This window comes from Pseudoduganella aquatica (assembly GCF_009857595.1).
Lineage (GTDB): Bacteria > Pseudomonadota > Gammaproteobacteria > Burkholderiales > Burkholderiaceae_D > Rugamonas > Rugamonas aquatica_A.
In genome coordinates this window covers 73,348-91,733 of the sequence record NZ_WWCU01000008.1, presented here as the reverse complement: position 1 = coordinate 91,733, position 18,386 = coordinate 73,348, and the positions used below count along the sequence as shown (strand labels likewise).

20 protein-coding genes are annotated in these 18,386 nt (G+C 63.7%); 12 read left to right on the top strand and 8 right to left on the bottom strand.

Features of this window, described 5'->3' with window-relative positions:
- Nucleotides 1-7 precede the first annotated feature (7 nt).
- The 6 genes from fdx to GTP77_RS09800 are packed head-to-tail and all read left to right on the top strand — an operon-like array spanning nucleotide 8 to nucleotide 4,798.
- The gene (gene fdx / locus GTP77_RS09825) at nucleotides 8-349 is read left to right on the top strand and encodes an ISC system 2Fe-2S type ferredoxin (RefSeq protein WP_056405212.1); all 342 of its coding nucleotides are present in this window, start codon (nucleotides 8-10) and stop codon (nucleotides 347-349) included.
- Between the two features lie 10 nt (nucleotides 350-359).
- Complete coding sequence (gene iscX, locus GTP77_RS09820; RefSeq protein WP_161071989.1) at nucleotides 360-554, top strand: Fe-S cluster assembly protein IscX; 195 nt, start codon at nucleotides 360-362, stop codon at nucleotides 552-554.
- Nucleotides 541-1,449 carry a class I SAM-dependent methyltransferase gene (locus GTP77_RS09815; RefSeq protein ID WP_161071988.1) on the top strand — a complete coding sequence of 303 codons (909 nt, stop codon included), beginning with the start codon at nucleotides 541-543 and terminating at the stop codon, nucleotides 1,447-1,449. Before iscX ends, GTP77_RS09815 begins: the two co-directional genes overlap by 14 nt.
- An 18-nt stretch (nucleotides 1,450-1,467) precedes the next feature.
- Nucleotides 1,468-2,487 carry a low-specificity L-threonine aldolase gene (ltaE, locus tag GTP77_RS09810; RefSeq protein ID WP_161071987.1) on the top strand — a complete coding sequence of 340 codons (1,020 nt, stop codon included), beginning with the start codon at nucleotides 1,468-1,470 and terminating at the stop codon, nucleotides 2,485-2,487.
- Nucleotides 2,484-3,212, top strand: a complete 729-nt coding sequence (locus tag GTP77_RS09805) for an rRNA pseudouridine synthase (RefSeq protein ID WP_161071986.1) — start codon at nucleotides 2,484-2,486, stop codon at nucleotides 3,210-3,212. The genes ltaE and GTP77_RS09805 overlap by 4 nt, the downstream gene beginning before the upstream one ends.
- Nucleotides 3,213-3,271: 59 nt before the next feature.
- Nucleotides 3,272-4,798 (top strand): tetratricopeptide repeat protein, encoded by a 1,527-nt coding sequence (locus GTP77_RS09800; RefSeq protein WP_161071985.1) that lies wholly within the window; start codon nucleotides 3,272-3,274, stop codon nucleotides 4,796-4,798.
- A gap of 94 nt (nucleotides 4,799-4,892) precedes the next feature.
- On the opposite strand, the gene GTP77_RS09795 is transcribed toward GTP77_RS09800, so the two are convergent.
- From GTP77_RS09795 to GTP77_RS09780, 4 genes are read right to left on the bottom strand one after another with little or no spacing between them, the layout of a single operon-like run.
- Nucleotides 4,893-5,414 carry an RDD family protein gene (locus tag GTP77_RS09795; RefSeq protein ID WP_228895707.1) on the bottom strand — a complete coding sequence of 174 codons (522 nt, stop codon included), beginning with the start codon at nucleotides 5,412-5,414 and terminating at the stop codon, nucleotides 4,893-4,895.
- Between the two features lies 1 nt (nucleotide 5,415).
- The gene (locus GTP77_RS09790; RefSeq protein WP_161071983.1) at nucleotides 5,416-6,183 is read right to left on the bottom strand and encodes a DUF3106 domain-containing protein; all 768 of its coding nucleotides are present in this window, start codon (nucleotides 6,181-6,183) and stop codon (nucleotides 5,416-5,418) included.
- 2 nt (nucleotides 6,184-6,185) lie between these two features.
- Nucleotides 6,186-6,593, bottom strand: coding sequence for a DUF3619 family protein (locus GTP77_RS09785; protein WP_161071982.1), 408 nt, complete (start codon nucleotides 6,591-6,593; stop codon nucleotides 6,186-6,188).
- Nucleotides 6,590-7,159 (bottom strand): RNA polymerase sigma factor, encoded by a 570-nt coding sequence (locus GTP77_RS09780; RefSeq protein WP_161071981.1) that lies wholly within the window; start codon nucleotides 7,157-7,159, stop codon nucleotides 6,590-6,592. Before GTP77_RS09780 ends, GTP77_RS09785 begins: the two co-directional genes overlap by 4 nt.
- Nucleotides 7,160-7,641: 482 nt before the next feature.
- Here GTP77_RS09780 and GTP77_RS09775 point away from each other — a divergent pair, with 482 nt between their 5' ends.
- From GTP77_RS09775 to ilvC, 3 genes are read left to right on the top strand one after another with little or no spacing between them, the layout of a single operon-like run.
- Complete coding sequence (locus GTP77_RS09775) at nucleotides 7,642-9,366, top strand: acetolactate synthase 3 catalytic subunit (RefSeq protein WP_161071980.1); 1,725 nt, start codon at nucleotides 7,642-7,644, stop codon at nucleotides 9,364-9,366.
- The gene (gene ilvN, locus GTP77_RS09770) at nucleotides 9,366-9,857 is read left to right on the top strand and encodes an acetolactate synthase small subunit (protein WP_055935546.1); all 492 of its coding nucleotides are present in this window, start codon (nucleotides 9,366-9,368) and stop codon (nucleotides 9,855-9,857) included. Before GTP77_RS09775 ends, ilvN begins: the two co-directional genes overlap by 1 nt.
- Nucleotides 9,858-9,895: 38 nt before the next feature.
- Nucleotides 9,896-10,912, top strand: a complete 1,017-nt coding sequence (ilvC, locus tag GTP77_RS09765) for a ketol-acid reductoisomerase (protein WP_161071979.1) — start codon at nucleotides 9,896-9,898, stop codon at nucleotides 10,910-10,912.
- Between the two features lie 64 nt (nucleotides 10,913-10,976).
- Here ilvC and GTP77_RS09760 read toward each other — a convergent pair whose 3' ends face one another.
- Nucleotides 10,977-11,687, bottom strand: coding sequence for a hypothetical protein (locus tag GTP77_RS09760; protein ID WP_161071978.1), 711 nt, complete (start codon nucleotides 11,685-11,687; stop codon nucleotides 10,977-10,979).
- Between the two features lie 161 nt (nucleotides 11,688-11,848).
- Between GTP77_RS09760 and GTP77_RS09755 the strand changes: the two genes are divergently transcribed.
- Nucleotides 11,849-13,963, top strand: a complete 2,115-nt coding sequence (locus GTP77_RS09755) for a DUF4214 domain-containing protein (RefSeq protein ID WP_161071977.1) — start codon at nucleotides 11,849-11,851, stop codon at nucleotides 13,961-13,963.
- A 42-nt stretch (nucleotides 13,964-14,005) separates the two neighbouring features.
- On the opposite strand, the gene GTP77_RS09750 is transcribed toward GTP77_RS09755, so the two are convergent.
- Nucleotides 14,006-14,458, bottom strand: a complete 453-nt coding sequence (locus GTP77_RS09750; protein ID WP_308807706.1) for an STY0301 family protein — start codon at nucleotides 14,456-14,458, stop codon at nucleotides 14,006-14,008.
- 6 nt (nucleotides 14,459-14,464) lie between these two features.
- Nucleotides 14,465-15,004, bottom strand: a complete 540-nt coding sequence (locus GTP77_RS09745) for a BPSL0067 family protein (protein ID WP_229202143.1) — start codon at nucleotides 15,002-15,004, stop codon at nucleotides 14,465-14,467.
- A gap of 174 nt (nucleotides 15,005-15,178) precedes the next feature.
- Here GTP77_RS09745 and GTP77_RS09740 point away from each other — a divergent pair, with 174 nt between their 5' ends.
- Nucleotides 15,179-16,978 (top strand): putative bifunctional diguanylate cyclase/phosphodiesterase, encoded by a 1,800-nt coding sequence (locus GTP77_RS09740; protein ID WP_161071975.1) that lies wholly within the window; start codon nucleotides 15,179-15,181, stop codon nucleotides 16,976-16,978.
- 19 nt (nucleotides 16,979-16,997) lie between these two features.
- Here the strand turns inward: GTP77_RS09740 and GTP77_RS09735 are convergent, their stop codons facing one another.
- Nucleotides 16,998-17,414 carry a YidB family protein gene (locus GTP77_RS09735; protein ID WP_161071974.1) on the bottom strand — a complete coding sequence of 139 codons (417 nt, stop codon included), beginning with the start codon at nucleotides 17,412-17,414 and terminating at the stop codon, nucleotides 16,998-17,000.
- Nucleotides 17,415-17,559: 145 nt separating this feature from the next.
- On the opposite strand from GTP77_RS09735, the gene GTP77_RS09730 reads away from it, so the two are divergent.
- The gene (locus GTP77_RS09730) at nucleotides 17,560-18,327 is read left to right on the top strand and encodes an SIMPL domain-containing protein (RefSeq protein WP_161071973.1); all 768 of its coding nucleotides are present in this window, start codon (nucleotides 17,560-17,562) and stop codon (nucleotides 18,325-18,327) included.
- The last annotated feature ends 59 nt before the right edge of the window (nucleotides 18,328-18,386 follow it).

The window sequence follows — 18,386 nt, the reverse complement described above, 5'->3', positions numbered from 1 at the left end:
GAGAACCATGCCCCAAATCGTATTCCTGCCACACGCCAAGCTGTGCCCCGAAGGCGCCGTTGTTGAAGCTCCCGCTGGCAAGACGCTGTGCGACGTCATGCTGGAAAATGACATCCACATCGAGCACGCCTGCGAGAAGAGCTGCGCCTGCACCACTTGCCACGTGCTGGTGCGCGAAGGCTTCAATTCGCTGAGCGAAGCCAGCGAAACGGAAGAAGACCTGCTGGACAAGGCCTGGGGCCTGGAAGCGGTGTCGCGCCTGTCGTGCCAGGCGGTGGTGGCGGACGAAGACCTGGTGGTCGAGATTCCGAAGTACACCATCAACCACGCCAGCGAAGGCGGGCACTGAGGAGCGCAGCATGAAATGGAGCGACATTACGGCCATCGCCGAAGCGCTGTACGACAAGTTCCCGGAGATCGACCCGATCGCCATCCGCTTCACCGACCTGCACAACTGGGTGGTGGACCTGGACGGCTTCGACGACGACCACACCCGTGGCGGCGAGAAGGTACTGGAAGCGATACAGCAGGCGTGGATCGATGAAGCAGCCTAAGACAGCAGCCAAGCCAGCCAAGCCGGCCCCGCTGGGCGACACCGTCACCGCTGCCGCCAATATGCCCGAGGTCCGCGAAGGCCAGTCGGTCGCGCTGCTGCAGGAACTGCACATCCTCACGCGCGACGGCAAGCTGAACCAGGACAGCCGCCGCAAGCTGAAGCAGGTCTACCACCTGTACCAGTTCATCGAGCCGCTGCTGAAGGAAGTGCAGGCGCAGGGTCCGGGCGTGTCGCTGGTCGACCACGGCGCAGGCAAGTCCTACCTCGGCTTCATCATCTACGACCTGTTCTTCAAGCACCTGGAAGACAACTCGCACATCTACGGCATTGAAACGCGCGCCGAGCTGGTGGCGCGTTCGCAGGAGCTGGCCGCCAAGTTCGGCTTCAAGGGCATGTCCTTCCTGCCGCTGTCGGTGGCGGAATCGACCGAGTCCAAAGAACTGCCGGAGCAGATCGACATCGTCACCGCGCTGCACGCCTGTAACACCGCCACCGACGACGCCATCGCCTTCGCCCTGAAGAAGAAGGCCAAGTTCATGGTGCTGGTGCCGTGCTGCCAGGCCGAAGTGGCCACGGTGCTGAAGAAGAACAAGGCCAGGCAGCTGAAAAGCCCGCTGACCGAAATCTGGCGCCACCCCATCCACACGCGCGAATTCGGCAGCCAGGTCACCAACGTGCTGCGCTGCCTGCAGCTGGAAGCGCATGGCTACCACGTGAACGTGACCGAGCTGGTTGGGTGGGAGCACTCGATGAAGAATGAACTCATCATCGCCAGCTACAAAAACCTGCCGCGCCGCCGTCCGACGGAGCGCTTGCAGGAAGTGCTGGAGACGCTGGGACTGGAAGAAATGGGCAATCGCTTCTTTGCGGAGCAGTTAGCCAAAGCTGAATAATCGAAAAAGGGCGGGAACATGAGTGAGCAGTGGATAGACCTTCGCAGTGACACCGTAACCCGCCCCAGTCCAGCCATGCTGGAAGCGATGCGCGCCGCCGACACCGGCGACGACGTCTACGGCGACGACCCCACCGTCAACCTGCTGCAGGACACCGCCGCCGAACTGTTCGGCTTTGAAGCGGCCCTGTACGCGCCCTCCGGCACCCAGTCCAACCTGATCGCGCTGCTGGCCCACTGCGGCCGCGGCGACGAATACATCGTCGGCCAGGAAGCGCACACCTACCGCTACGAAGGCGGCGGCGCGGCGGTCCTGGGCAGCATCCAGCCGCAGCCTTTGCCCAACCAGGCCGACGGCAGCATCGCCATCGCCGACATCGAAGCCAACATCAAGCCGGACGACGTGCACTTTGCCCGTTCGCGCCTGCTGGCGCTGGAAAACACCATAGGCGGCCGCGTGCTGCCCGCCGCCTACGTGGCGCAGGCCACCGCCTACGCGCACCAGCGCGGCCTCGCCACGCACCTGGACGGCGCCCGCATCTGCAACGCCGCCGTGCAGCAGGGCGTGAGCCTGCGCGACGCGGTGCAGGGCTTCGACAGCGTGTCCGTGTGCCTGTCCAAAGGACTGGGCGCGCCGGTGGGTTCGGTGCTGTGCGGCTCGCGCGCGCTGATAGAGCAGGGCAAGCGCTGGCGCAAGATGCTGGGCGGCGGCATGCGCCAGGCCGGCGTCATCGCCGCTGCGGGCCTGTACGCGCTGCAGCACAATGTGGGCCGCCTGGCGGACGACCACGCCAACGCCGCCTTCCTCGCCGCCGAACTGGGCAAGATCCCCGGCCTGAAAGTCAGCACGCCGCAAACCAATATCTTCTACGTGGAGGTGCCGCAGCAGCACACGGCAGGGCTGCAGGCAGCGCTGCAGGCTGCGCACATCCGCGTATCCATGGCGCCGCGCCTGCGCCTCGTCACCCATCTCGACGCGCCGCGCGCCGGCCTCGAACGCACCGCCGCAGTCTTTGCGGCCTACTTCAGCAAATTATGACCGAACAAGACAACACCGTCCGCCTCGCCAAGCGCGTGGCGGACATGCTTCCGTGCTCGCGCCGCGAGGCCGAGCTGTATATCGAAGGCGCTTTCGTCCGCGTGGACGGCGTGCTGGTCGAGGAGGCGGGCGCGCGCGTTGCGCCGGAACAGACCGTGGAGCTGGACAAGGACGCCACCCTGCTGGAGATCGCGCCGGCCACCATCCTGCTGAACAAGCCGGCCGGCATCAGCGCCGGCATCGACAAGGACGGCCAGCCGGTATTCAGCTGCATCAGCGAAGCCACGCGCACCGAGGCCGCGCGCGGCGAGCGCTTCCTCAAGCGCCACCTGGTGAATTTGTCGCTGGAGTCGCCGCTGGAAACCATGGCCAGCGGCCTGGTGGTGCTGACGCAGGACTTCCGCGTCACGCGCAAGCTGTCCGAAGGGCTGGAGCAGGAAATCATCGTGGAAGTGGAGGGCAGCATCGCCGACAATGGCCTGGCGCTGCTGAACCACGGCCTGCCTTACAACGGCAAGCCGCTGCCGCCGATCAAGGTCAGCTGGCAGAACGAGAAGCGCCTGCGCTTCGCGCTGAAGGCGCCCAAGCCGGGCCAGATCCAGCACATGTGCAAGCTGGTGGGCCTGAAAGTGGTGGCCATGAAGCGCATCCGCATCGGCCGCATCGCCATGTCCAGCCTGCCGGTCGGCGAGTGGCGCTACCTGACGGACTTCGAGCGCTTTTAATTTGTTGCGATCGAAGTAGCTGCATGGCAAGATGGTGTTCTTAATATTGCTGGTATGCCATGTCCAAATTCGTGATGATGCTTGGCCTGGCGCTCGCCTGCCTAGCTGCACAAGCGCAAACCCCGGCCGCCATTTTTTCGCGCGCGCCGCCTGCGATGCAAGCCTATCTTCGCGCCGCCATGGACGCGGATGCCATCAAAGACCCTTTGCAGCGCTGTCTTGCCTTTCCCGACTTGCCTGGCAATCGCTGGCCCGCCGGGCAGGCGAGGGCACAGTGTGAATATCTGTTTGGCCGTTCGGTAACGACTGCCCAAGTGGCAGTCCTGGTGGAGCGTAAGGCATACGCCGCGCTCGATGCGCTCTTTCAAGGTGACCTGGAGCGGCATTTTCCGGTCCAGGGCGAGCCCAGCGAAATCATCCACCGCGACTTCGAGATATTTGACGGCGGCGCCGAGTCAGACCGGTTGAGCGCTGCCTGGCTGGAAAACGCGCCGCAAAGCGCCTTTGCCCTGGCGGCACGTGGCAGGCACTTCAGCCGCGCCGCGATCGCTGCGCGTGGCACTGCTGCGGCGGCGGAAACGTCGGACGAGAAAATGCGCCTCATGTCGGCCAACGCCTTCAAGGCGCTGCACATGCTCGGCCAGGCTGCGGCACGCGAGCCACGGCTCACCGACGCGCACGCAACGTCGCTGTTTCTCGGCATGCTGCTCAGCGAAGACAAAGTCCAGGCCGATGCGCTGCGGCAGGGGGAAGCTGTTGACCCGGCTTGCCGGCATCTGGCGGTTGCCGCGATGCGCGCCCTCAGGCCGCGTTGGGGCGGCAGCTATGAGGCTATGCAGGCTTATGCCAGGAAACTTGAACCTTATATGGCGGCGCGCCCGCTGGTGGCAGACAGCATGGCCTATCTTCCGCTCGACCTGGTTGATACGCAGTTAAGGACGGAGCAGCACGCGGAAAGGGCCACGTTCATGAAGCCAATGGCGCTGGCCTTGCCGTTTCACGAGATCTACGACTCTCTGGTGATGAATACCGCGCTCGCGAATACCGGCGATCGCTGGGAAGCGCTCACTTTCCAACTGCAGTGGATGCGATTCAGCGTCGATCCGTTCGCAAGCCGCGAGGCCGGCCGCAATCTGCTGAACCTGGGCGAGCCGGATGCTGCAGCCGTGGTGCTGACTACAGCCTATCAGCTCGACAGCAAGGACGCCGATACGCAATTGCTGCTCGGGCGAGCCTATTTGCGCCTGGAACGCTACGACGATGCCGTTCCGCAGCTCAAGGCCGCTATGACGACCGGCGCGACGCGTGAGCGCGCTTTATTGAGTCTGCTCGAGGTCATGCTCGTCACTTGGCAGCAGGACCAGGCGCGCACCTATGTGGATATGCTGAATGCCGAATATCCGGCAAACGGGGAAGCATGGCACCGGCGCGTCACCGTGCTGCTGCGCTCAGGTACCACGGAAGGCGTTGCGGACGCTTTGGAAAAGTACCTCAAGAGTCCGGAGGCGGCGCAAGCCCATAGCGCTGAGCGAAACGAGCGGGCGCGGCAGATCCTTGCTGAACTTGCGGGTGCCGCTGCGAAGTAAGGAAGCGTCGCCTGTCAGGCAGGCGGGTTCAGGTCAGCGGGCGGGCATTTGCAGGGGCGACCCGTCGGCCTGGCGCTGGCCAAGCCTTCCATCGTCATGTTGCGGCCTGCTCTTTGCCCTTTTCGGCCGGCTTGGGCAGCTGGACCAGGCGGGTGCCTGCGATGCGGTCGTGCAGGAACTGGCGGTCCTTGTTGAAGAAGGCGGTCAGCGCCCAGGCCAGGATGCCGGCGCCGATGGCGTTCAGCGCCTGCCAGCGGCTCAGGCCGAAGGCGTAGTCGACCACCAGCGCGGGCAGCACCCAGCCCCAGCTGAGCAGATAGCGCAGCGCGGCGATCTTGGGCGGCACGTGGGCATGGCCCGGCAGCACCACCTTGATGCGCCAGGTGCGCATGGCCAGCGTCTGGCCCTCGCGCACCCATTGGTGGATGAAGTAGGCGCCCAGCACCAGGAAGGCCAGCATTTGGCGCATGTGCTCGGCTACCGGCGTGTGCGATGCGCCGGAGACGATTTCAAAAATCAGGAAGGGCAGGAACAGCACCGCGAACGCCAGCAGCAATTCGTACACCATGGAAATCAGGCGGCGCTTGACGGTGGGCGCCGGCTGCTCGATCGGCATGCTATTTGACATTGGCTGGCGTGGGCTGGGTCGGAGTGGCTGGGACCGGAGCAACGGTGGCAGGGGCGGCGCCCGGAACCACATTGGCCGCGCCGGGCAGGGCGGCTGCAGGGCTGGCCGGCGTGGCGCCAGGCGCAGGGGCGGCGGCCGGTGTGCCTGGGGCCGGTACACCTGGAACCTGCGCGCCGGCTGCCGGCGGCAGTTTGGACTTCACCGGCGCCACGGTGGGCGCCTTGCTTTGGGTCGGCGTTGGCGGATTGGCAACCAGTTTCTTGGGCGCCTTGTCCGCCAGCTGTTTTTTCTTTTCTTCCGGCAGTTGCTGGTACTGCTCCCACTGGGCCGATTTCTGGCCCGGCGTGATCTTCTGCGAGCGGGCGAAATTCTCGCGCACCTGGCGGCGCTGCTCCGGCGTCAGGCGCAGCCAGTCGCGCATGCGCTCATGCACGCGCTGTTGCTCGTCCGGCTTCATCGATGCGAAACGGTTGGCGATTTCCAGCCATTTCTGCTTGCGCAGGCCGGTCAGCTTGTTCCACTCGGCCGACAGCGGCTCAAGGGCGCGCTGCTGGGCGGGCGTGAGGTCTTTCCACAGCGGTTTTTCGAGGGCGATCGGGGCAACCGCGTGCTTGCCGGGCGCCGCCGCCGGCGCGGAGGCCGGCGTGGCAGTGGCAGCGCCGCCTTGTGCGGCGGCCACGGCAGCCCAGCCGCACAGCGCCAGGCTGACCAGTTCACCCTTGTAGCGAGACAGAGTAATCAGGCTGATACGCGCCATCCTTATTGCTCGCGATTCTCAAGGTAAGCGTTGAAGCCGTGGTCCAGATAGGCCGACAGCGGCAGTTCGTCCGACAGCACGGCCGCGTCCAGCTCGGCCAGCTCGGCGATGCGCTGCTGTTCTTCGTACTGGTACACGCCCACCATGCCGGCCACCAGGATCAGCATGGGGACGGCCACGCGCATGCGGCCCAGCCAGCTGAACGGGCTGCTGAAGAAGCCGGCCGCGTGCGTGCCCGCGCCGGCCAGTTCGGCCTGGGTCACGCGCACCGGCACGTGCGCCTTCTTGCGCGCCATGGCGGCCTTGCGGGCGGCGGCCAGGCGGTCGGTGGTCGAAGCCGGCAGGTCGTCCAGCTTCTCGTTGAGTGCGTGCCGCACCCGATAGGCAAAGTTCAGATCGTCGGTATTCATAATTTAATTCCCTTGGCTTTGAGCGCTTCGGCGAGAGTGTGGGTTGCCCTTGAGCAATGTGTTTTCACGCTCCCTTCGGAACATCCCATCGCTTCGGCCGTCTCGGCCACGTCCAGATCATGTAGGTAACGCATAAGGAAGGCTTCCCGTTGACGCGCGGGCAGTTTTTGTACTTCGTCATCGATGGCGCTCAGCGTCTGCATGCGCTCGACCTTGTCGGCGCTGGACTCGGCGGCCTGCGAGCCTTGCTCGGCCTCGTAGGACTCCAGGATGTCGAAGTCGTCGTGCTCGTCGGCCGAGGAGCTCATGCCGGAGAACAGGCTGACCCAGGTGTTGCGCACCTTTTCGCGGCGGAAATAATCGAGGATGGTGGTCTGCAGGATGCGCTGGAACAGCATCGGCAGCTCGGCGGCCGGCTTGTCGCCGTATTTTTCGGCCAGCTTGATCATCGCGTCCTGCACGATGTCCAGCGCGCTTTCTTCCTTGCGCACCGCGTAGACGGCTTGTTTGAAGGCGCGCCGCTCGACGTTCTCGAGAAAATCCGATAATTCTTTATCTGTTGCCATGCGTCGGGGACGTACTGCCGGGGGGAGATGAACAGGCTGCATCCTAGCAAAAAACGGGCCTTTCCGCTTGTTTTTCACGTTTTGCAACAAGTAAGTGCACCAGAATGGCCCCTCAATTGCAGATTGCTCGCTATTTTACTTGACCAAATTGGTGCGGCGCAGTACCGTATAGATCGCTTCGAACACCACGAAGTCCTTGGTTTTGTCCGGCAGCACACAAGGCTGTCATCGGCAACTCCCGCTTTCATTTGTCAGCAGTTTGCTCTAACCCGCGCCACAAGCGCGAGAGGTATGCACAACCGCGGCAGACACTCCGGCCAAACGAGTTGCGTTTAGCGCCACTTTGCACCGTATCTATGGCTACGGGAAGAAGTGACGTGACCGCAGAGAGAAGGGAAGCCAGGAGAACTGCCCCGCATTGCATAGCTTCGCCAGGAAAGAGCATCCGATCAATCTCCTATGGACCTTGAAAGGAATGTTTTATGAACACCGAAGCCAATGCACCCATCACGGGCGCAGAGATACTCGTCCGTTGTCTGGCCGAAGAAGGCGTTGAGCACGTCTTTGGCTACCCCGGCGGCGCAGTGCTCTACATCTACGACGCCATCTTCAAGCAGGACAAATTCCAGCACATCCTCGTTCGCCACGAGCAGGCCGCCATCCATGCCGCCGACGCGTATTCGCGTTGCTCGCAAAAGGTGGGCGTTGCGCTGGTGACTTCCGGCCCGGGCGTGACCAATGCCGTGACCGGCTTGTCCACCGCCTACATGGATTCCATCCCCATGGTTGTGATCTCGGGCCAGGTGCCCAGCCACGCCATCGGCCAGGACGCCTTCCAGGAATGCGACACCGTGGGCATCACCCGCCCTGTGGTCAAGCACAACTTCCTGGTCAAGGACGTGAAAGACCTGGCGGAAACCATTAAAAAAGCTTTCTTTATCGCCCGCACCGGCCGTCCCGGCCCCGTGCTGGTCGATATCCCCAAAGACATCAGCATGCACAAGGCCCCGTTCTCCTATCCCAAGGAGATCGAAATGCGCTCGTACAAGCCAGTGGACAAGGGCCATTCGGGCCAGATCCGCAAGGCCGTGCAACTGCTGCTGCAAGCCGAACGCCCGATGATCTACACCGGCGGCGGCGTGATCCTGGCCAATGCCGCGCCCGAGCTGAACAAGCTGGTCGACAAGCTGGGCTTCCCGGTCACCAACACGCTGATGGGCCTGGGCGCCTACCGCGCCTCCGACGACAAGTTCGTCGGCATGCCCGGCATGCACGGCACCTACGAAGCGAACATGGCGATGCAGAACTGCGACGTCCTGATCGCCATCGGCGCCCGTTTCGACGACCGCGTGATCGGCAACCCGAAACACTTCGCCACCAACCCGCGCAAGATCATCCACGTGGACATCGATCCATCGTCGATCTCCAAGCGCGTGAAAGTGGACATTCCCATCGTCGGCAACGTCAAGGACGTGCTGGTCGAGTTCCTGTCCCAGCTGGACGCGGCCGAGCAGAAGCCGAATCCCGCCGTGGGCAACTGGTGGAAGCAGATCAATGAATGGCGCGGCAAGGACTGCCTGAAATACAGCGGCTCCGACCTGGTCATCAAGCCTCAGGACGTGGTCGAGAAGCTGTGGCAGGTCACCGGCGGCGACGCCTACGTCACCTCCGACGTGGGCCAGCACCAGATGTGGGCCGCGCAGTACTACAAGTTCGACAAGCCGCGCCGCTGGATCAACTCCGGCGGCCTGGGCACCATGGGTGTCGGCCTGCCATACGCCATGGGCGTGCAGATGGCCAATCCGGACGCCACCGTCGCCTGCATCACCGGCGAAGGCTCGATCCAGATGAACATCCAGGAACTCGCGACCTGCAAACAGTACCACCTGACGCCGAAGATCATCCTGCTCAACAACCGCTTCCTGGGCATGGTCCGCCAGTGGCAGCAGATCGACTACGGTTCGCGCTACTCCGAGTCCTATATGGATTCGCTGCCGGACTTCGAGAAGCTGGCCGAGGCCTACGGCCACGTCGGCATGAAGATCGAGAAGCCGGGCGACGTCGAGAACGCGCTCAAGGACGCCTTCCGTATGAAGGACAAGCTGGTCTTTATGAATTTCATTACCGACCAGAGCGAGAATGTGTGGCCGATGGTGAAGGCGGGTAAAGGCCTCTCCGAAATGCTGCTGGGTTCGGAGGATCTGTAATGCGACATATTATTTCTGTACTGCTGGAAAACGAAGCCGGCGCCCTGTCCCGCGTAGTGGGCCTGTTCTCGGCGCGCGGCTACAACATTGAAACGCTGACCGTGGCGCCGACCGAAGACGCGACCCTGTCGCGCATGACCATCGTCACCACCGGCTCGGACGACATCATCGAACAGATCACCAAGCACCTCAATCGCCTGATTGAAGTGGTCAAGGTGGTCGACCTGACCGAAGGCCAGCACATCGAGCGCGAGCTGATGCTGATCAAGGTGAGGGCGGTGGGCAAGGAGCGCGAGGAAATGAAGCGCACCGCCGACATTTTCCGTGGCCGCATTATCGACGTCACCGAAAAGACCTACACCATTGAGCTGACGGGCGCCAAGAGCAAGCTGGACGCCTTCATCGATGCCATCGACCGCACCTCGATCCTGGAGACCGTCCGTACCGGCGGCTCGGGCATCGGACGCGGCGAGCGCATCCTCAAAGTTTAATTTTAAAAATTTACCAAATATCTCACCAAGGAATGACCATGAAAGTTTTCTACGACAAAGACGCCGACCTCTCCCTGATCAAGGGCAAAAACGTTGCCATCATCGGCTACGGCTCGCAGGGCCACGCGCACGCGCAAAACCTGACCGACTCCGGCGTGAACGTCACCGTCGGCCTGCGCAAAGGCGGCGCCTCCTGGCAGAAAGTGGAAGCAGCCGGCATCAAAGTGGCTGAAGTGAACGACGCCGTCAAAGCGGCCGACGTCATCATGATCCTGCTGCCGGACGAGAACATCGCCCAGGTCTACAACGAAAACGTGGCGCCGCACGCCAAGCAGGGCGCAGTGCTGGCCTTCGCACACGGCTTCAACGTGCACTACGGCCAAGTCGTGCCACGCGCCGACCTGGACGTGATCATGGTTGCGCCCAAGGCCCCAGGCCACACCGTGCGCGGCACCTACCGCCAGGGTGGCGGCGTGCCGCACCTGATCGCCGTGTACCAGGACAAGTCCGGCAACGCCCGCGACATCGCCCTGTCCTACGCTTCGGCCAACGGCGGCGGCAAGGCCGGCATCATCGAAACCAACTTCCGTGAAGAAACCGAGACCGACCTGTTCGGCGAACAAGCGGTCCTGTGCGGCGGCGCGGTCGAGCTGATCAAGGCCGGCTTCGAAACCCTGACCGAAGCGGGCTACGCTCCGGAAATGGCTTACTTCGAGTGCCTGCACGAGCTGAAACTGATCGTCGACCTGATCTACGAAGGCGGCATCGCCAACATGAACTACTCGATCTCGAACAACGCCGAATACGGCGAGTACGTGACCGGCCCGAAAGTCGTGACCTCGGCCACCAAGGAAGCGATGCGCCAGTGCCTGAAGGACATCCAGACCGGCGAATACGCGAAGAGCTTCATCCTGGAAAACAAGGCCGGCGCACCGACCCTGATTTCCCGCCGCCGCCTGACCGCCGAGCACCCGATCGAAGAAGTCGGCGCCAAGCTGCGCGCCATGATGCCTTGGATCGCGAAAAACAAGCTGGTCGACCAGTCGAAGAACTAATGCGGCGCGGGCGCAAGCCCGTCCTGCATCGAGCCCGCCCGCGCAAGCCGGCGGGCTTTTTTATTCAGGACTCCGCATACTCGATCACGATGGCCGCCTCATCCTCCAGGCTCTTGTCCTGCAGCGGCAGGACAAACGCATAACCGTTGCGCACGACCTTCAGCGGCAAGCGCTTGCCGCCGTGCTCCAGCGTGGCGCCGCTCACCTTGCGCCCCGGCTCGTAAAACAGCGTGCTCATCTTGCTGGCGCAAGGGCTGCCCACGGCCTGCATCAGCTTGCGCCGGAAAAAGCCCATATCCTCCTGCTCGATAACCCACCACACCTCGCACTCCAGCCGCAGGTCGCCCAGGCGGCGCACCGTGTCCGGCTCGCCTGCCGGGCGGATGTCCGGAGTCCAGCGCACGCTGCCTTTTTTGGCGTTGACGATCAGTTCGGCGTCGCCGCTCAGCTCCGGCAGCAGGGGGAGGGCGAAGGTGCCGTTGGCCTCCACCGGCACGCCGACCGAGGTGTCATCGTTGGCGATGCGCAAGGTGAAGGGTTTGGCGTGCGCGCCGTCCGGCGCCAGCAGGCGGAAACGCAGCGTGGTGTTGGGCGCCTTGGCCTTCATGCGTTCGTAGATGTCCACCCCAGCCAGCATGGTCTTGTAGGACTTCAGCACCGGATTGCGCAAATTGGCCACTTCCACCGCCGGAGCGGCGGTATCGCTGTTGGCATCGGTTTGCTGGGCGCTCGCGGCGCAGCAGGCAAATAGCAGCAGGGGGACTAAATGTTTCATGTATTCTCAAAAAGACAACAATTCACCATATTCGCAAACAATGTTCCTTTTGGCAAGTTTTCCGCGCCATGTTTGTGATGGCTGGCACATTCTCAAATTAATAATTATGACAATCTTATAACTTCAAGCTGTTTCGATTACTCAACCTTACAGGCGCCACTATGCCCCTCTCACCGACCGATATCGCAAAGCTCTTCGTCGCCTACAGCAACCGCGTGCCGGAAGCGCTGACCATCACCCTCGTCGCCAGCCAGAGCAGCGCGGAGGTGGCGGCGACGCTCGCCGCTTCGCCTGAGTTCAAGGTTGCGCATGCGGACGAAAGCAATGCCGCCATGGTGCGCTTCTTCTATCACCAGCTGTTCGGCCATGCCACCGACGCCGCCGGGGCGAATTACTGGACCGCGCTGCTGGACAGCGGCGCGATCAGCCGCGGCGCATTGCCGCTCTATCTGGCGCTCGGCGCGCAAGGCAGCGACAAGACGGCGCTGGAGAGCAAAGCGGCGGCGGCCTTGGCGTTCAGCGCAGAAATGGACACCGGGCCGGAACTGGCCGCCTACCAGGGCAGCAATGTTGCCCTCGTGGGCGCCTACCTGGATCGCGTCACCGACGCCGCTTCGCTGGCTGCCTTCAAGGCCGAGCTGCCCTTCCTGGCTTCCACGCTCAAGGACTGGGGCTATACCGCCTACACCGGCCAGGTGCAAGCGACCGGCTATGTGCAGGGCGCCACCGTCTTTAACGACGCCAACGGCAACGGCCAGTTCGACCAGGGCGAATGGAATGCTGTCACGGACAGCCAAGGCCGCTACATCCTGACGGCGTCCAATGCCGGCATCGTGCCGCCCGGCCAGATTCCCGTGTCGCTGCTGGTCACCGGCGGCACCGACGCCACCACCGGCCTGGCGCAGCACGGCAGCTATGCCGCCACCACCCAAAGCAAGGCCGTCAACGCGCTGTCCTCGCTGCACCTGCAGCTGCAGCTGCAGGGCGCGAGCGCGGCCCAGGCCAGCGCCCGCCTGGCCGAAGCGTTCGGCCTGGGCGCCACCGACGTGAGCAAGACCAGCCCGCTATCCGCCGCCATCGACAGCGATCCGGGAGCACCCGCCTCCGTGCCGGCAGCGCTGCACCTGCAAGTGGTGGCTGCCAGCCTGGACGGCCTGCAACTGGCGGTGGCCCGCACGCTGGTCAGCCTGGCTGGCGGATCCGGCCAGCTCAGCGAAGCGCAAGCCTTCAAGGCGGTTGCCGGCGCGCTGGCAGGCACCCTCGCGCACGCCAGCGGCGCCACCGACCTGAGCAGCGCCAGCTTCATCAGCGCGCTGCTCGCCAGCAGCGTCGCCCAGGCCGGCAATGCCAGCCTGACGGCGGCTGCCGCAAAACTGAGCGCCCTGGCGACGCAGGCTTTCGGCCAGGTGCTGGAAGCGGGCCTGGCCAATATCGAGCAAACCAATACCGCCGGCGGCGGCATTTACGGCGCGCTGGCCCACATCGGCCAGGCCTCGGTGGTGCTGCAGGCGTCGCTGGTCGACAAGCTGGCCGCCGCCATGGCCAGCGGGCATCCGGAAACGCTGCTGACGTCCTACCTGGGCTCCGCGCTCGGCGTGAGCACGCCGGCCGCGCACATCGGCGATATCGACACCGGCAGCCTGAACGACGCGGCCGCCATCGCGCGCGCCAACAGCGGCGCGGGCGTACCCGCCATCAGCGCGATAGAAGTCGGCAAGCTGTACGCGGCCCTCCTGCACCGTCCGGCGGAACCGGCGGGGCAGGGCTATTGGCAGGCCCAGAGCAGCGTGCATGTGCTGGAGACGGCGCTGGTGCAGTCGGCCGAATTCCAGCAGCAGTTCGGCGGGAAGGCAACTGACGTGGCCGTCAACCAGATGTATCTGAACATGTTCGGCCACGCCGCCGACAGCGCCGGCTTGCAGTATTGGACCGGATTGATCACCAAGGGCTACCTGACCCTGGGCGGCACCGCCATCGCGCTGACGCAGGCGGCGCAGGGCAGCGACGCGCTGGCGCTGCAAGCCAAGGCCGTGGCGGCGGCGGAATTCACCGCCGGCCTGACGGTGCTGCAAACGGAAGCGGCCTACACCGGGCAGAACCTGGCGGCCGCCTCGGCCTGGCTGGCCGGCATCCAGGACGACGCCACGCTGTCCAGCGCCATTGCCGCGCTGCCAGCCCTGCTCAAGAGCCTGAACGAGAACCCAGGCCCGTTCCCGCCCGTTGCGCAATTCGCCGCGCTGGTCGGCGTCGCCGAACCCGAGGCCTTCTTCCTCTAATCCTCCTCAGGCACCCGCAGCCCGCCCGCGCAAGCCGGCGGGCTATTCGCAATGGATATTTATCTCGCGCTGTTCGGCCTTACTGCCCTTGCGATAGCTTATCTTGCACATCTGCGTTTCGTCGCTGATGCGTTTCGAGAGTGTCATTTCGCTATGGGCGCCGTAAGAGCAGAGCAGCCATTTTCCATTGGGAAAGGGGCCATCCAGAGTGTATGTGTAAGTCCACTGATCCTTATTTTTTTTTACGGAATCTTCAATCAGATGGCCTAGTTGCTCTGGAGGCCCGCTCATTGGCTCTGCCGCATGCAGGTAGAGAGGCAGTTCCGCAAAGAACCGCCAGCCAGGTGGTGCGTTTGCCAACTGGAATGATGTGGCAGGGAGCTCCTTTGGGCATTCGAGCGCTTGCGCACTCATTGCTTTGCCTGGAATTAGTACTCCCAGAGTCAGAGTTAGGATAGCCGGCAATGGAAATACTTTTGAGGTGAGAGGGCGCATGAATAGCTATTCGATGATGGAGTAGGCGTCGGCATTATTGCTGGGGCGGATGAAGCGTCCTTTTTTGTGTTTGCCCAAGCGCGGAATAAAGCGCGACGATACCTTGCCGCCAGGTTTCGTCTTCCATTGGTCCATGATGTAGATCCCGCCGACACCGTCCTTCAGATAGAACGCGGCATGGTTGCCAGTACTGCGGTTGGGATATTTCGCATCGATGAAGGTTGCGATTGCTGTGCCTTTCTTAATTGCAGCGTTGCCAACGACATCATCTCCTTTACGCCACGCCAGTGTCGATGGCGCTCCTGCATAGACTTGCACGAGAGCAACGCACTGATGGGAGCCGACCATGTCGGTTTTTTGCAGATCATCGACTTTGGAATAGGTATATGGCATGACTTTCCTTTCTTGCTCTAAAGAAATGGTTGGAAGGTCATTAGACTTTACCGTTGCAGCGGTCAGGGCGATTTGTCTCAGCGCAAACCTTTCGCTGTCAGGCCTGCATGGCGCACGGCTTGCATTTTGAACGTGCAGTTTTTTGTGTCTCATGCTATTCTGCAACTCAGCAATAAGTAATAAAGCAGCGCCCCTCCGAGCCCTACTCCCGCTCAGTTTTACCCGATTTCTCGTGCCGCCGCCGGCACGTGCCAGTGCCCAGTCCCGCATTGATTACCCCGCCGCTGCCTTGCTGCGCGCGCCGTATCGACCCTGACCGGACCAGCCATGACTATTTCTTGCCAAACCGAAGCAGCCCGTCTCGACGCCCTGTATAAACTGCAATTGCTCGACACCCGCCCGAGCAAAGCCTTTGACCGCATCACGCGCCTGGCTGCGCGCATATTCGGTCTGGAGATCGCGGCCATTTCCCTCACCGACAGCGACCGGCAGTGGTTCAAGTCCCGCCTGGGCCTGGAGCAGAACTCCATTCCGCGCCTGAAGGCGCCTTGCGCCGAAGTGGTGGACACCGGCGGCGCGCTGGTCATTGCCGATCTGCTGGAAGACCACTATTTCCGCCACGGCGCGCTGGCCGCAAGCGGCGTGCGCTACTACGCCGGCGCGCCGCTGATCACGGCCGACGGCCATTGCCTGGGCGCCCTGTGCGTGATGGGCTACGAGCGGCGCCACACCACGCCCGAGGAAGTAGCCTGCCTGTCCGACCTGGCCGAGATGGTGATGGCGCAGATCGAGCTGCGGCATACGGCAGGGCGGGTGGACCCGCTCAGCGGCCTGCCCAACCGCAGCCAGTTCATCGAGGACTTCCAGGACATGAAGAACGACTGCCCGCCGGACGAGCTGCGCCTGGCGGTGGTGGTCAACCTGGCCACGCCCGAGCAGCTGGGCAGCGCGGCGCGGGTGCGCAGCTCGTCCTACCTGGACGAACTGGTGACCGAGGCCAGCCAATGGATACGCTCCCAGCTCGGTCCGGGCCGCCAGGTCTACCATGTGGGCGACGCCCAGTTCGCGCTGTTCGCCCCGCCTTGCACCACGCTGGAGGAATACCTGCCGGTGCTGAAGGAAAAGCTGGCCCGGGCGTCCAGCCTGGCCAAGTCGCGCCATATCGCCACGCCGACCATAGGCGTGGCGCCCTTCGTGCTGGGCGGGGCCGACTGCCTGGACGTGCTGCGCACCGCGCAGAGCGCGGCCCACGGCGCCATTTTCCAGTCCAGCCGCATTGCCATCTATTCGCGTAGCGACGACGACGCTTGCCAGCGCCGCTTCCGCCTGCTCAACGAGTTTGGCGACGCGCTGGAAAGCAGCAGCCAGCTGCGCCTGGTGTTCCAGCCGCGCGTGGACATGGAAAGCGGCGCCTGCGTGGGCGCCGAGGCGCTGCTGCGCTGGACGCATCCCGAACTGGGCAATGTGTCGCCCGGCGAGTTCATTCCCGTGATTGAGCGTTCCGGATTGGCGCAGGCCACCACGGCCTGGGTGCTGAACGCGGCGCTGCGCCAGCAGCGCGCCTGGCGCAATGCCGGCATGCAGCTGCAGCTGGCGGTCAATGTGTCGGCCGCCAATCTGCTGGAGCCGGACTTCGTGGCCCAGGTTGAGCATTACCTGAATATGTATGACTTGCCCCCGTCCTGCCTGGAGCTGGAGATTACCGAGAGCGCCATCATGGAACACCCGGAGCGCGCCCATGCCACGCTGCAAGCCATCGCCGCCATCGGCGTGCGCCTGGCCATCGACGACTTCGGCACCGGCTACAGCAGCCTGTCCTATTTGCAGAGCATGCCGGCCGACGTGGTCAAGATCGACCAGTCCTTCATCATCGGCCTGGAAGACGACGTGCGCAAGCAGTCGCTGGTCAGCACCATGATTTCGCTGACGCAGGACCTGGGCCACCGCGTGGTGGCCGAAGGCGTGGAATGCGGCGAAGTGCAGACCTTTTTGAAACTGGCCGGCTGCGACGAGGCGCAAGGCTATCTGTTTGCGCGTCCGCTCGAGCCGGCCGGCTTCCTGGCCTGGTGCGGCGGCGGCGCTGCGGAAGCGCAGGCGGGCCGCCGCCTGCTGCGCGCGCTGGCCTGAGGCCGGCGCGGGGCAGGGCTTAGCCGAACAGCTTGCCCTTGAGCAGGCTGAGGCCCTGCGCCACCATGTCGTCCTGCGGCACGGCGCCGTTCGGCGTCAGCTGGTCGATAATTTGCGGCAGCAGCTGGGCCAGGCCGGCGCTGGCGTGCTCCGGCTCCAGGCCGGCCTGCTGCGCGATCTGCGCCAGCTGCCCGCTGCCCAGCGCATCCGCGATCTGGTTGCCGGACACGGTCTGGTTCTCGCCGGTGCCCACCCAGGACGCCACCTGGTCGCCCAGGCCGCTGGCCTGCAATTTCTGCAGCAGGCCCTGTAGTCCGCCGGCCTGGTTGAGCAGGCCCATCACGGTGTTGACCAGGTCGCCCTGCGGCACCGGGTCCTGCTGTTGCGAGCCCAGTGAACCGAGCACTTGTCCTGCAAGCTGATCGAGCAATCCCATGACGTACTCCCAGTGGTGGTGGTGATCTTGTCGATACTATCACGGCGCACCGGGCTTTCACTGTTACAAACGCTCACTTAGTTGTGCCTGTGGCATCGTGAAATTCGGTTAAAGTTGCTTCACGATTTAACCAAGGAGCAACAGAATGACCGCCAAGAAAACCGCTGCCAAGACCCTTATCGCCGCCGCCATGCTGATCCTGGGCGCGCAAGCGCAAGCCCAGCAAACCCCGACCAGCGGCACCCTGGTCATCGTGCCGGCCCAGGGCGAAGTGCGCGCCAATAACGACCAGGCCGTGGCCACGCTGGCCATCGAGGAGCAGGACAAGGACAAGGCCGCCGCCGCCTCGCGCGTGAACCAGAAGATGAAGCAGGGCCTGGACATCGTGAAGAAGGAAGACCCGCAGGCCAGCCTGAAAACCCAGGGCTACTACACCTACCCGGTGTACCCGGACGAGCGCCCGCTGCCGGCCGGCGCCACGCCCAAGCCGCGCGTGCCCACCGCCTGGCGCGTGGGCCAGTACCTGCAAGTGACCACCACCAGCCTGGACAAGCTGCCGAAAACCGTGGCCGCCGCGCAGAAAGTGCTGACCCTGAACAATCTGAGCTTCGGCCTGTCGCCCGCCGCCACCAAGAAGCTGGACGAGCAGCGCATCGCCGCCACCTACCAGAACCTGAACGAGCGCATCGCCTCCATCGCCGCCGCCATGGGCCGCAAGGTCAGCGACGCCACGCTGGACACGGTGGACTTCGAAGGCTCCGGCGCCTACGCCCGCGAAGCCATGGCCGCGCCGGCGCCCATGATGATGATGCGCGCCAAGGCCATGGACAGCGCCGAAGTGTCCGAACCGAGCTTCGAACCCGGCGAGACCACGCTGGAAATGCGCGTCGTGGGCAAAGTGAAGTTCAAATAAGCATTCAATAGGCCAAACTTTCTCTTTGCTGCGTGCTCCCTTATATAATAGGCGGGAGA